This is a genomic window from Coprococcus sp. RTP21204st1_G4_RTP21204_210225, from assembly GCF_040915385.1.
GTDB lineage: Bacteria > Bacillota > Clostridia > Lachnospirales > Lachnospiraceae > Allocoprococcus > Allocoprococcus comes.
Window position 1 is genome coordinate 18,812 of sequence record NZ_JBCPDP010000017.1, and the last position, 13,246, is coordinate 32,057.

Annotated in this window: 11 protein-coding genes; 1 reads left to right on the plus strand and 10 read right to left on the minus strand. The window is 43.7% G+C overall.

Going from position 1 to position 13,246, the window contains the following annotated elements; genetic code table 11:
• Window positions 1-76: 76 nt before the first annotated feature.
• Window positions 77-781, minus strand: coding sequence for a TIGR01906 family membrane protein (locus AB5213_RS13525; protein WP_270223160.1), 705 nt, complete (start codon window positions 779-781; stop codon window positions 77-79).
• A 128-nt stretch (window positions 782-909) separates the two neighbouring features.
• On the opposite strand from AB5213_RS13525, the gene AB5213_RS13530 reads away from it, so the two are divergent.
• Window positions 910-1,788 (plus strand): LysR family transcriptional regulator, encoded by an 879-nt coding sequence (locus tag AB5213_RS13530; protein ID WP_008374739.1) that lies wholly within the window; start codon window positions 910-912, stop codon window positions 1,786-1,788.
• An 8-nt stretch (window positions 1,789-1,796) separates the two neighbouring features.
• Here AB5213_RS13530 and AB5213_RS13535 read toward each other — a convergent pair whose 3' ends face one another.
• From AB5213_RS13535 to grpE, 9 genes are all read right to left on the minus strand, one after another.
• The gene (locus tag AB5213_RS13535; protein ID WP_270223159.1) at window positions 1,797-4,169 is read right to left on the minus strand and encodes an ATP-dependent DNA helicase; all 2,373 of its coding nucleotides are present in this window, start codon (window positions 4,167-4,169) and stop codon (window positions 1,797-1,799) included.
• 156 nt (window positions 4,170-4,325) lie between these two features.
• The gene (locus AB5213_RS13540) at window positions 4,326-5,162 is read right to left on the minus strand and encodes an Mrp/NBP35 family ATP-binding protein (RefSeq protein WP_022220556.1); all 837 of its coding nucleotides are present in this window, start codon (window positions 5,160-5,162) and stop codon (window positions 4,326-4,328) included.
• Window positions 5,163-5,201: 39 nt separating this feature from the next.
• Window positions 5,202-5,579, minus strand: coding sequence for a RidA family protein (locus tag AB5213_RS13545; protein ID WP_022220557.1), 378 nt, complete (start codon window positions 5,577-5,579; stop codon window positions 5,202-5,204).
• Window positions 5,580-5,663: 84 nt separating this feature from the next.
• On the minus strand, window positions 5,664-7,028 hold the full coding sequence (locus tag AB5213_RS13550) for an MATE family efflux transporter (protein WP_227084508.1): 1,365 nt from the start codon (window positions 7,026-7,028) through the stop codon (window positions 5,664-5,666).
• Window position 7,029: 1 nt separating this feature from the next.
• Window positions 7,030-8,214: an iron-containing alcohol dehydrogenase gene (locus AB5213_RS13555; RefSeq protein ID WP_368276824.1), complete on the minus strand. Its 1,185-nt coding sequence runs from the start codon at window positions 8,212-8,214 to the stop codon at window positions 7,030-7,032.
• Between the two features lie 74 nt (window positions 8,215-8,288).
• Window positions 8,289-8,837 (minus strand): DUF6465 family protein, encoded by a 549-nt coding sequence (locus tag AB5213_RS13560; RefSeq protein WP_070098902.1) that lies wholly within the window; start codon window positions 8,835-8,837, stop codon window positions 8,289-8,291.
• 356 nt (window positions 8,838-9,193) lie between these two features.
• Complete coding sequence (gene dnaJ, locus AB5213_RS13565) at window positions 9,194-10,381, minus strand: molecular chaperone DnaJ (protein WP_008374725.1); 1,188 nt, start codon at window positions 10,379-10,381, stop codon at window positions 9,194-9,196.
• A gap of 218 nt (window positions 10,382-10,599) precedes the next feature.
• On the minus strand, window positions 10,600-12,495 hold the full coding sequence (gene dnaK, locus AB5213_RS13570) for a molecular chaperone DnaK (RefSeq protein ID WP_055246610.1): 1,896 nt from the start codon (window positions 12,493-12,495) through the stop codon (window positions 10,600-10,602).
• An 88-nt stretch (window positions 12,496-12,583) separates the two neighbouring features.
• Window positions 12,584-13,222 carry a nucleotide exchange factor GrpE gene (grpE, locus tag AB5213_RS13575; protein WP_055157615.1) on the minus strand — a complete coding sequence of 213 codons (639 nt, stop codon included), beginning with the start codon at window positions 13,220-13,222 and terminating at the stop codon, window positions 12,584-12,586.
• Window positions 13,223-13,246 lie beyond the last annotated feature (24 nt).

Sequence of the window (13,246 nt, forward strand, 5' to 3'; positions counted from 1 at the left end):
TATTTTACCACATCACCTTTTATAAGTACAATAAATATAACTAAATCTTTTTATAAGTATATCTTATTTATTACAATTACCGTGAACCGCATCTCTTATTTATCTTTTTCTGAACAATACTGCAGACAAGAGATATGATTAAAAACACAGCAAAAATACTTCCGATCCTCATCACCATATCATAGAAAAAGCCCTCCGGAAGCATCCGGATCATATAGTCTTCTGCCGGATCAAGGATCCATAGGTTATTACTGAAGAAAATATGATGAAAGATCACAAAATATTTGTTAAAGTCTCTTGAAAACAGAAATCCTGCCACCGCGGTAAGTGCCAGAAATACCGCCAGCACCCGCTGATACATCTGCGGGATCAGCCTCTTCCAGTCTGCTTTCATAAGCACAAGTGCCGCCATTGAAAAAAGCAGTACGATGATCGCTCCCCTCCGGATTGCAAGTCCGCCAAGAAAAAGCCCCTGCACATCTGCCATATGAAGCCGGTCCTTCTCATTGAAAAAATCCTGTATATTTCCTTCCACTTCCGTCTCAATACTCAGTTTCTTCTCGTTGCCCCGCAAATAAGACATCATGAATTTTGTCACCTTCATGATATCCGGCATCTCCATATAAAGTTCATCCGCTACCTTATATTTTTCATATTCTTTTTCATAAAAATTCCAGTCTCCGTATGCACCGATCTCAAAACTGCTGATCAGCAGGATCACGATCAGTGAAATACTCGGCAAAATCGCCAGGATTTTATGCAGCCATTTCTTTTTTGCCATCCTTTTTCTCCTTCTCTTTTTTGTCTATAGTTTAGCAACCCTGTCTTCATTTGTCAAAAATGGTTTTCTCTTGAAATTTTATTTTTTATCACTTATAATACTAATAGGTTTTATAAGGAGGACTAATAATGGATATCAACTATGAATTATATAAAGTATTTTATTATGTTGCAGACACACTCAGCTTTTCTGAGGCTTCCAAGCAGCTCTTTATTTCACAGTCCGCTGTCAGCCAGTCCATTAAAGCACTGGAAAAGAAACTGGATCAGGTTCTTTTCATCCGAAGCACAAAAAAAGTTCAGCTCACCCCGGAAGGTGAGATCCTTCTGCGTCATATCGAACCGGCGATCAATCTGATCAAGCGCGGGGAATCCCAGATCATGGAAACAGCCTCTACTGGCGGTCAGATCCGCATCGGTGCCAGCGACACCATCTGCCGGTATTTTCTGGTCCCTTATCTGGAACGTTTCCACAAAGCTTTCCCTAACGCACATATAAAAGTGACCAATGCCACTTCGATCAAGTGTACGGAACTTCTGGAGAACGGTCAGGTAGATCTCATTGTCGCTAACTATCCGAACGTTTACCTTGGCAGTCTTGCCTCCTTCCGAAAGATCCGTGATTTTCACGATGTCTTTATCGCAAACCAGTCCTTTGCGGAACTGCAGGGGAAAAAGCTTTCCCTCAAAGAACTGCAACGTTATCCGATCATCATGCTGGACAGAAAAAGTACAACCAGTGAATTTCTGCATTCTCTCTTCCAGCAGCATCAGTTGGATCTGGTTCCTGAAATCGAGCTGAGCAGCAACGATCTTCTGATCGATCTCGCACGGATCGGACTTGGCATCGCTTTTATTCCGGACTACTGTGTACCAAAGAATTCCGACCAGCTCTTTGTCGTCCAGACCGAAGAACAACTTCCAAAGCGTCAGCTGGTTGCCGCATGGAACGGACATGTTCCGGTTTCACGCGCGACACAGGCATTTCTGGATTACTTTAATGCATAAAAAGTTTCTTAATTATCCGTCTGTTTTTCCCAGAACAGACGGATTTTTTCTTCCACAATGTCTAACCGGCATCTTTCACAGTCCGCCCATTCTTTCGGGAAAATCTCTTTCCCCTTCTCCCTCTGAAAACGCTCATCCAGAAGAAGTATCACTCCGCGGTCATCCTCTGTTCGGATCACCCTTCCTGCCGCCTGCAAAACCTTGTTCATCCCCGGATACCGGTAAGCATAGTCAAACCCGTAAAGTCCCTTCTGGTCAAAATAGCTTTTCAGGATTTCCCGCTCATTGCACACCTGCGGCAGCCCTGTTCCGATGATCAGTGTCCCGATCAGCTTCTCATTTGTCAGATCGATTCCTTCTGAGAAAATCCCGCCAAGAACTCCAAAACCGATCAGACTTTTCTCTCTTCCCATTTCAAATGCACGCAGGAAATTTTCCCGTTCTTCTTCATCCATGTGCTTCTGCTGAATAACCAGTTCCATCTCTTCTTCATCTGATGCAAGAAGCTGTGTAAATTCCTGATACACATCTTCCATAAACTGGTAAGACGGGAAAAAGATCAGATAATTCCCCATTTTTGCTTTCACTACCCGGAAAATGTATGTCGCATATCGTTGATACATTTCCCTGGAACGCATGGTGTAACGGGTACTCACATCCACACCATTCATAAGCAGTCTCTTCTTTGTATCAAACGAAGAATCAATGTAGACCGCATAGTTGTCTTTTTCCGTACTCAGAAGTCTTTTGTAATACTGGATTGGCAGAAGTGTTGCCGAAAAGAATACAGCACTGTTCCCCTTATCCAGACATTTCTGCAGATTTGCCGCCGGGTTAACACAAAACAACTTCAGAACAAATCTTCCATTCTCCTGATACTCCGTATAGATGACATAGTTCTCATCCAACCCATCATATATATTCAGGAAAGACCTCACTTGAAAATAAAAATCCAATACGGTTTCCCGGACTTCTTTATCCACACATTCCTCGAGATACCGGTCTGTCTCAGATAGTACATTCATAAGCTGGATTCCAAAATGCGAAATATTGTCCAGCACCTTATAGTTTTCACACTCTTTTTTCATTGCCAGAAGAATCTTATTACATGCCTCCAGTCTTTTTGCAAACCGCGGTGCTTCTCCCTTTACCAGTTTCTTCACCGCAAGAAAGTCCTCCTTGCATAACTCTGCACTGTACATCTGCCGTCCACGTTCTACCAGATTGTGTGCCTCATCGATCAGAAACAAATATCCTCCAGCGCCACCTTCTGCAAAGAAACGCCTGAGCCGGGCATCCGGGTCAAACACATAATTATAATCGCAGATCACACCATCCACCCAGGTCGACACATCCAGTGCCATTTCAAATGGACAGACCTTATGCTTTCTTGCCTGCGCTTCCAACACTTCCCGGCTCATCACATCTTCCTGCATCAAAAGCTCATAGACCGCGTCATTTACCCGGTCAAAATGCCCTTTGGCATATGGGCAGTCATCCGGATTGCAGCTTGTCTCCTCACAGAAACAGATTTTTTCTTTTGCCGTTAAAGTGATCACCTTGAACTTCAGATTCTGTTCCCGTAAGGTTTTGAATGCCTGCTCCGCCACCGTCCGGGTGATTGTCTTTGCCGTCAGATAAAAAATCTTCTCACCCAGTTCTTCTCCAACCGCTTTCACTGCCGGAAATACCGTTGAAATCGTCTTCCCCACTCCGGTTGGTGCCTGGATGAACAACTTTTTCTTCCGAAGAATCGTCCGGTAAACAGATACCGCAAGCTCTCTCTGCCCTTTACGATATGGAAACGGAAATTCAATCCCTTTAATAGATGCATTTCTTGCCTTTCTCCATTCAATCTGGAACTTTGCCCATTTTTTATACTGTCGAATCACTTCATCGAACCAGACTTTCAGTTCGTTACTCTGATAAGAATACTGAAACCTTTTCACCTCTTCCGTCTCCATCTGGCAATAGGTCATCTGTACCCCGATCTCATCCACCCCTTCCTGTTCTGCTACCATGCTGGCATAACATTTTGCCTGTGCCAGATGAATGCCTGACGGTTCCTGCACCCGGTCAAGTTCCCGCAGAACACCCTTGATCTCATCTACCATGACCTGCTCTTTTGTATGAATCAGTCCGTCGGCACGTCCTTCTATTTTCAAAATAAACCCATCACAGACGATCTCTGTCTTAAGAGGTACCTCCGCCTGATAATCCGATCCCATCTGTCTCTGGATCTTCCGGTGAATCCGACTTCCCATCTGCATATTCTCCGGATCTTGTCCGCCTCCTGTTCGATTGTCAATATCCCCTTCTCTTAAAATAAACTCCACAAGGTTTCGCACCGAAATCCGGATCACCGGGAGATTCTCGTCCATGTTCTTTCTGCCTCCGCTTTTTGCTACTTGTTATCATACCATAAACACATGTTCCTTGCCAATTGTATCCGTCCTGTCATGATATGGCTTTTCACATTTTCCGTGCCTCTATAGCTAAAAAGCCCCGGCGATCATCACCTCGCCGGAGCTTTCTTCTTAATTGAACTTGTCAATGATGTTTTTAAGATACTGGTTGTCTGCCTCATAGAACTTCTCCTGTTCTACAATCTCGGCAAGTTTCGGATCGATCGGCATCTTTCCGAGTACTTCTACCCCAAGTTTTTCTGCAATCTCGTCAATGTGGCTTTCCCCAAATACAGATATTTTCTTTCCACAGTCCGGACATTCCAGATAACTGTAGTTTTCCACCAGTCCGAGAACCGGTATGTTCATCTTCTTTGCCATATTGTAAGCTTTCTCTACGATCATCTGTACCAGATCCTGTGGCGAAGTCACGATCACAACGCCGTCTACCGGAAGTGACTGGAATACCGTAAGAGGAACATCCCCTGTTCCCGGTGGCATATCAACAAATAAGAAATCCAGATCTCCCCACATTACATCAGTCCAGAACTGGGTTACTACTCCTGCGATCACCGGTCCTCTCCAGATGACAGGATCTGATTCGTGTTCCAGAAGCAGATTAACCGACATGATCTTCGTGCCATCTTTTGCAACGCACGGGAACATTCCCGCCTCGCTTCCGACTGCACTTCCATGCACTCCATACATCTTCGGGATAGATGGTCCTGTGATATCCGCATCCAGAATACCAACTGAATATCCCTGCTGTACCATCATACGTGCAAGAGATGCTGTCACCATTGATTTGCCGACTCCACCTTTACCGCTGACTACTCCAATTACTTTTTTTACCTGTGAATACGGATTTGCCGGTGCTTTCAGATCTTTCTTCGCACTGCTGCATGAACCCGCATGTGCACAGGAAGAACATGATTCCGGCGAACATCCGCTGCTTTTTTCTTCTGCCATAATGCCAAACCTCCTACTTTTTCAGGATATCTCTCTATCCTATTCTTCCACTGCTGCGATCACTTCAATTTCGCAAAGAAGGTTCTTCGGAAGTGTCTTAACAGCAACACAGCTTCTGGCTGGTTTTGATGTGAAATATTTTGCATAAACTTCGTTAAATGCGGAAAAATCTCCCATATCAGCAAGGAAACAGGTTGTCTTTAATACTTTGTCAAAAGAAGTTCCTGCTTCTTCAAGGATTGCTCCGATGTTCTTGCATACCTGGTCAGCCTGTCCTTCGATAGTATCAGCTTCTACAGTATCTGTAGCCGGATTGATCGCAATCTGTCCTGCCGAATAAAGAATTCCCCCATGTACATATCCCTGGGAATATGGTCCAAGTGCTTTTGGTGCTTTTTCTGTTGATACTAATCTCATGTTGCAAATCTCCTTTTCAAATATATTCTTTCTCTAGCATATCACATCTACCTCAAAATTCCAAATTTATTTTCGCATACAATGTTATGCCAGCTCTGCTTTTTCTCTCGTCACATTCTGAATCCATTTATAGCTTCGGTAGCGCATGACTGTGATCGGTACTTTGATCACCTCATCACTCATCAGAAGGATATAAACAACCTGCACCGGCGCATGAAAGACAAAGGCAGCGATCATACCCAGCAGAATAGAGCATCCCCACATGGTAGACACATCCAGGATCAGACCAAACCTGGTATCTCCTCCTGCCCGGAATACACCCACCACAAGGGTCGTATTGATCGCCTGGCAGAGTGTAAAGTAAGACATAACAAAAAACATAAAATAAAGATACCCCTGCGCTTCCTGTGAGAGTGTCATCACATGATTTGCAATCGGAGCAGCTATCAGAATGATGCCGCCTCCTACCGCACCGGTAATAATACTCAGCCACAAAAATCTTTTTCCATACTCTTTTGCCAGATGAAACTCTTTTGCACCGATGGTCTTACCAAGATAAATGGCAGTCGCATTGGATACACCAAAGGCAACCACCGTTGCCAGCTGTCTTGCGACCTGAGCAACAGAATTTGCTGCCACCGCTGCACTTCCCAGATGACCGATCACTGCTGTATTCGCAGTAGAACCAAGTCCCCACATCATTTCATTCAAGATCACCGGACTCGCATAAATCAGAAAGTCTTTTAGAAGCACCTTGTCGATCTTACGCATATAGACCGGGTGAAATCTAACGTCATGGTTTTTTACTTTTGCATACCAGATTACAATGATAAGTTCTACGATCCTTGCTGTCAGAGTTCCGATTGCCGCACCCATAATTCCCATCTTCGGTAAACCAAATAAGCCAAAAATAAGAAGCGCATTTACCAGGACATTACAAATTAGTGACGCGCTGTAGACAACCGTTGCAATCACAACCTGCTCGATACTCCGCATAATGTAAAGATAGACCTGCGTTGCCGCCATCAGGACATAGGAAAGCGCCACGATCCGCAAATATTTCACACCTTCTGCGATCACGGCCGGGTCACTGGTATAGATATGAAGCAGCACTTCCGGAATGATTTCCGCAACAATGGTAAAAAGAGCTGCACAGCTGACACCGATGGTCATTCCCATTCCAAGGATTTTTTCAATCGTCTGTGTATCTTTCTTTCCCCAGTACTGTGCGGTCAAAACCGTTGCACCTGATGTTGTACCGAAAAGGATCAGTGTCATGACAAACTGTATCTGCCCTGCAAGGGATGCACCTGAAAGAACTTTTTCGCTGACTCTTCCAAGCATCAGCACGTCTGCCGCCGTCACACCCACATTGATCAGATTCTGAAGTGCCATTGGGATTACAAGTGCGAACACTTGTCTGTAAAATTTTCTCTTATTTATTTCCATCTTATTTTCCTGCTGCTTTCCGAAAAATCTGGTATACATCTTCGGCAGTAAGTTCTTTGATTTTTGAAAGTTTTACAGTATCATTTAATGTCGCAGCCATAGCAAGTTCCCGCAGATCTTCCTCTGATACTTCTCCGATCTCCAGTTCCTTTAAATTTGTCGGCATATGAATCTCACGGAAATATTCTACCGTCCGGCGAATTCCCTCTTTTGCGGCTTTCGCCACATCTTCTTCCTCTACGCCCCATACTTTTTTTGCGTAATGCGCAAATCTTTCTTCATCGTTTTTATAGACATATTCTGCCCAGGATTCCCAGACAGCTGAAAGGGTTGCACCATGCGCCTTATCATATTTTGCACCAAGTGCATGTCCGAGCTTATGTACAGAAAAATCTTTTGCTCTTCCGAGACCTGTCAGACCATTATGTGAAAGACTTCCTGCCCACATGATTTCACTCATGGCATCGTAGTCTGTCGGATTCTCCAGACCTTTCTTTCCATTTTCAATCACAACCCGCAGAACTCCCTCTGCAATCTCATCTGTCATCTGATTTCTCGTATTCGAAATAAAATAACGTTCCAGCGTATGCATCATGATATCTACGACTCCACATGCAATCTGATATTTTGGAAGCGTATAGGTAAGAACCGGATTCATGATCGCAAACTTCGGGCGGTTCAGGCCGGTGCTGATTCCTCCCTTTTTCCCTGTTTCTTCGTTTGTCAGAACTGCGGAATCGCTTGTTTCACTTCCTGCTGCCGCAATCGTAAGTACGCATCCTACCGGTGTCGATCTGGTAAGTATGATTTCACCTCCCCAGATTTCCTCCAGAGACCAGTCCGGGTTTGCCACACCATGGGCGATCGCCTTTGCTGTATCAATAGAACTTCCACCGCCTACTGCAAGAAGAAAATCCGCACCGAACTCAATTGCTTTCTCAACGCCTTCCTGTGCATATGCCATCCGGGGATTTGGCTTTACTCCGCCAAATTCCGCATAAGCAAGTCCTTCTTTTTCCAGTGCTTCTTCTATCTGCGCAAGAAGTCCGCTTTTTTTTACACTTCCACCGCCATATACGATAAATACACGGCTTCCGCCCCATTTCTTAACTTCTTTCCCAACTTCTGCCTGTGTGTTTTCTCCAAACAGGATTTCTGTCGGGGTATACTGTATAAATTTTTGCATTTTACCTCTCTCCTTAAAAAAATCCGAACCGTTCAATAAAGATTGCGGTTCGGACTAAATCTTTCAGTCTTATCTTATAACCATACTTTTCCGGTATGTTCGCCATTGATTACATAGTATACTGCATAATCTTCCGGTTTTACATAAAGCTCAATACTCTTGATCTCGGAAATTTTATGTTTCTGTTTTGTCCAGTCTTTTTTTACTGAAGCAATCATATCTTTTGTGTTTACTTCTTTTTCACCATACTGAAGAACAACTTCTGTTTTGATTTCTTTCTTTGCCGCAGATTTTTTTGCTGTTGTTTTTGGTGCTGCTTTCTTTACTTCTTTTGTAACTTTCTCTGCAGTTTTCTTCACTTCTTTTGCAGCTTTTTCAGCTGTTTCTTCTACTGTTTTTTTCACTTCTCCTGCAGCTTTTTTTACTTCCTGCGCTTTCTTTTCAACAGTAGCCTTTACTTCTTTCGGCTGTGCTTCTTTTTTAGCAGTTTCTTTTACTTCTTCTACTTTTTCGCTGACTTTATCTTCTGCTGCTTTAACTGCTGTTTTTACTTCTTCTTTAGTTTCTGCCGTTGCCTTTACCTCTGCTGCCTTTGTTTCTTTTATCTGTTTTTTCAGTGCCATATTGGTTTGCCCTCCTTAACCGCTAAGCCTTACTATTTTAAATCCGCAAAACTGACAATACGCTGTGTTATCATTTGCTCTTTGACATTATAGCATACTAAATGAAAAAAGTCACATTTTTTCATTTAATTTTACATGCCTCCGTGTTATACTATAAAAAGGACGAGAAAAGGAGGTACGTGTTATGGGTATTTTATTAGTAGCACTGATCGGTGTAGCAATCATCGCCGCTGTCGTTGTTGCTTCTTTCACTGCCGTTCTCGGAGGTGTCATCGGAGGAGAACTGGAAGACGAAGAAGAATAGTAAAAAAGTGGCTGCGAAAAACTCAATCGGGTTTTTCGCAGCCACCTTTTTATTATTCTTCAAATGTTTCTTTTAACTTATCCATGAACCCTTTTTTCTTAGCTTTACCCTTCGATTCAGAAGCCGGCTCTTCCTGGTTCAGTGTATTTCCTGTCAACTGATCAAAATGTCTAAGCACTTCTTTGGCTTCCGGACTTAATTTTTCCGGGGTCTGAATAACCAGCGTCACATAATGATCACCTCTGACCTGAGGATTTCTCAAAGAAGGTACCCCTTTTCCTTTCAGGCGTACTTTTGTATCAGTCTTAGTTCCCGGTTTTACGGTATAGATCACATCACCATCAACCGTCTTGATTCGCACATCACCACCAAGTGCTGCCTGCGCAAACGAAATTGGTGCAGTTGAGAAAATATGAACATCCTGTCTCTGGAAGATTGGATGTCTGGAAACCGTAACTTCTACCAGAAGGTCTCCCCTCGGTCCGCCATTCACACCTGGTTCACCTTTCTCACGGATTCTTACGCTCTGACCATTGTCAATACCTGCCGGGATTGTGACTTTGATCTTCTTGCGGCTTGAAGTATAGCCTGTTCCACCACAGTCCGGACATTTCTCACGAATGATCTTACCTGTTCCATGACAGTCCGGACAGGTCTGCACATTCTGCACCGTTCCGAAGAACGACTGTGATGTATAAACAACCTGACCTTTTCCACCACATTTTGAACAAGTCTCCGGACTTGTTCCCGGTTTTGCTCCTGTTCCGTTACACTTTGTACATGGATCTTTCAGAACGATATCCAGTTCCTTCTCGCATCCAAAAATTGCTTCCTCAAATGTAATCCGGACACCTTTACGGATATTGGCGCCTTTCATCGGACCATTGTTCGCACGTCCGCCTCTTCTGCCACCGCCAAACAGATCACCGAAGATATCACCAAAAATATCACCAAAGTCTGCCCCGTTAAAATCAAAACCGCCATATCCACCGGCTCCGCCTGCACCGCCTTCAAACGCTGCATGACCAAACTGATCGTACTGACGCCGTTTGTCTGCATCACTCAGAACAGCATAGGCTTCAGAAGCCTCCTTGAACTTCTTTTCGGCTTCTGCATCTCCTGGATTCATATCCGGGTGATATTTTTTCGCCAAAGCTCTGTATGCTTTTTTCAGAGTCGCATCATCCGCATCTCGTGATACGCCCAGGATCTCATAATAATCCCTTTTTGCCTCTGCCATAATCCTACCTCACTTAGATATTTCTCAAAGTATTTTAATACAGAATGTACCCTGGCACATTCTCATGCCCGCGCCGGCTCTCTGCAACATCTTCTTTGCACATGCAGTTCACCTAACCGGAGGCTTTTTATGTCATAAAAAACTATTTTTATTTATGATACATGAAATCTGCAAGACGGTATAATGCCGCCTTGCAGTTTCTCATCTTATCTTACGGATTAAACTTCTTTGTAATCTCCGTCAACTACGTCATCTCCGTTAAATCCTTCCGGAGCCGGTCCTGCTTCTGGTGCAGGTCCAGCCTGTGGTCCTGCCTGACCAGCCTGTGGTCCTGCCTGACCAGCCTGTGCGCCTGCCTGTTCGTAAACCTTTGTGAACAGTTTCTGAGCGCTTTCCATCAGTTTTTCTTTTCCTGCTTTGATTTCTGCAACCTGAGCATCTGTAAGTTCTTCTGTATTCGCTTTTGCAAGCAGATCTTTCAGAGCCTGTACGTCAGCTTCTACTGCTGCTTTGTCTGCTGCATCGATCTTATCTCCAACTTCGCCAAGTGCTTTTTCTGTCTGGAATACCATAGCGTCGGCATCGTTCTTAGCATCGATTGCTTCTTTACGTTTCTTATCCTGAGCTTCAAATTCTGCAGCTTCTTTTACAGCTTTGTCGATATCTGCATCAGACATATTAGATCCTGCTGTAATTGTGATGTGCTGTTCTTTTCCTGTTCCCAGATCTTTTGCAGATACATTTACGATACCGTTTGCATCAATATCGAATGTAACTTCGATCTGTGGGATTCCACGTGGAGCCGGCGGAATTCCATCCAGTCTGAACTGTCCGAGGGACTTGTTATCTCTTGCAAACTGTCTTTCACCCTGTACAACATTGATATCAACGGCTGTCTGGTTATCAGCTGCTGTAGAGAAGATCTGGCTCTTCTTTGTCGGGATTGTTGTGTTTCTCTCGATCAGTCTTGTAGCTACACCACCCATTGTTTCGATAGAAAGTGAAAGTGGAGTTACATCAAGAAGAAGGATGTCGCCTGCACCTGCATCTCCTGCAAGCTTACCACCCTGGATAGAAGCACCAAGTGCTACACATTCATCCGGGTTAAGAGATTTACTTGGTTCTTTTCCTGTCAGACGTTTTACTTCTTCCTGAACTGCCGGGATACGTGTAGATCCACCAACAAGAAGTACCTGACCTAAGTCTGCTGCTGTAAGTCCTGCATCAGAAAGTGCACGTCTTACCGGTTCCTGTGTCTTTTCTACAAGGTCACGTGTCAGTTCATCGAATTTAGCTCTTGTAAGAGTCATATCAAAATGCTTCGGTCCTTCAGCTGTTGCTGTGATGAACGGAAGGTTGATGTTTGTTGTTGTTGCAGAAGAAAGTTCTTTCTTTGCTTTTTCAGCTGCTTCTTTCAGTCTCTGAAGTGCCATTCTGTCTGTTGACAGGTCTACGCCTTCTTTTGCCTTGAAATCTGCAAGCATATAATCTGTGATCTTCTGGTCGAAGTCATCTCCACCAAGTCTGTTGTTACCAGCTGTAGAAAGAACTTCGATAACGCCGTCACCGATCTCGATAACAGATACATCAAATGTACCACCGCCAAGGTCGTATACCATGATCTTCTGTTCTTTTTCATTGTCAAGTCCATATGCAAGAGCTGCTGCTGTAGGCTCGTTGATGATACGTTTTACATCAAGACCTGCAATCTTACCTGCATCTTTTGTAGCCTGACGCTGAGCATCGTTGAAGTAAGCCGGAACAGTGATAACTGCTTCCGTAACTTTTTCTCCAAGATATCCTTCTGCATCTGCTTTCAATTTCTGAAGGATCATAGCTGAAATTTCCTGTGGAGAATATTTCTTTCCATCGATGTCTACTTTATGATCTGTACCCATCTCACGCTTGATAGATGAGATTGTCTTTTCTGCATTTGTTACTGCCTGACGTTTTGCAGGTTCACCTACAAGACGTTCTCCTGTCTTTGTAAATGCTACTACAGATGGTGTAGTTCTTGCTCCTTCTGTATTTGCGATTACGACCGGCTGTCCACCTTCCATAACCGCTACACAACTGTTTGTTGTACCTAAGTCAATACCAATGATTTTGCCCATTATGAAGACCTCCTGTTAATATAATAAAAATTGTATTTTGCTTTGTTATTTATATAAAGTGTATCGTAAATGCGGTACACGGTATATCTTAGTTTGCTACCTTTACCATGCTGTGTCTTACGACTGAGTCACGGTACATATATCCTTTCTGGAATTCCTCGGCTACTACATTTTCACCAAGTTCTTCATCCTCCACATGCATCACTGCATTGTGGAAATTCGGATCGAATTCCTGACCAACTGCTTCGATCGGTTTTACTCCGATTCCTTCCAGTGTGCTCATCATTTGTTTATAGATCTTATCCATTCCATCTACGAACGGATCATCTTTCTTTTCTTCCGGTACGGACTGAAGTCCGCGTTCAAAGTTGTCTACAATCGGAAGAATTTTTTCTACAACATCTTTGGCTCCGATCTCATACATCGCTGACTTTTCTTTTTCAGTACGCTTTCTGTAATTATCGAACTCAGCCATGTGTCTCGTAAGTTTGTCTGTCAGATCTGCGATCTGCTCATCCTTTTTATCTTTTTTATTCTTCTTTTCAAACAGCTTCTTTTTCTTTGGTTCTTCAGCATCTTCGGAATTCGTCTCTTTACCAACAGCTTCTTCCTCTGTTGCTTCGGTTTCTTCCGGTTCCTGCCCTTTTGCCTTCTGCTCTTTGGCTTCTGCCTCCGCAGCTTTCTTTGCTTCTTCCACCGCTTCTTTTACCATTTCTTCATTACTCATCTTTTTATCCAATGGTTCTTCCAC

Bases quoted from the DNA above. Each gene is read 5' to 3' on its own strand.
- AB5213_RS13555 (WP_368276824.1), bottom strand. From the start codon at position 8,214: ATGCAAAAATTTATACAGTATACCCCGACAGAAATCCTGTTTGGAGAA.
- dnaJ (WP_008374725.1), bottom strand. From the start codon at position 10,381: ATGGCAGAGGCAAAAAGGGATTATTATGAGATCCTGGGCGTATCACGA.
- AB5213_RS13540 (WP_022220556.1), bottom strand. From the start codon at position 5,162: ATGGCAGAAGAAAAAAGCAGCGGATGTTCGCCGGAATCATGTTCTTCC.
- grpE (WP_055157615.1), bottom strand. From the start codon at position 13,222: ATGAGTAATGAAGAAATGGTAAAAGAAGCGGTGGAAGAAGCAAAGAAA.
- AB5213_RS13535 (WP_270223159.1), bottom strand. From the start codon at position 4,169: ATGGACGAGAATCTCCCGGTGATCCGGATTTCGGTGCGAAACCTTGTG.
- AB5213_RS13545 (WP_022220557.1), bottom strand. From the start codon at position 5,579: ATGAGATTAGTATCAACAGAAAAAGCACCAAAAGCACTTGGACCATAT.
- AB5213_RS13525 (WP_270223160.1), bottom strand. From the start codon at position 781: ATGGCAAAAAAGAAATGGCTGCATAAAATCCTGGCGATTTTGCCGAGT.
- AB5213_RS13560 (WP_070098902.1), bottom strand. From the start codon at position 8,837: ATGGCACTGAAAAAACAGATAAAAGAAACAAAGGCAGCAGAGGTAAAG.
- dnaK (WP_055246610.1), bottom strand. From the start codon at position 12,495: ATGGGCAAAATCATTGGTATTGACTTAGGTACAACAAACAGTTGTGTA.
- AB5213_RS13550 (WP_227084508.1), bottom strand. From the start codon at position 7,028: ATGGAAATAAATAAGAGAAAATTTTACAGACAAGTGTTCGCACTTGTA.
- AB5213_RS13530 (WP_008374739.1), top strand. From the start codon at position 910: ATGGATATCAACTATGAATTATATAAAGTATTTTATTATGTTGCAGAC.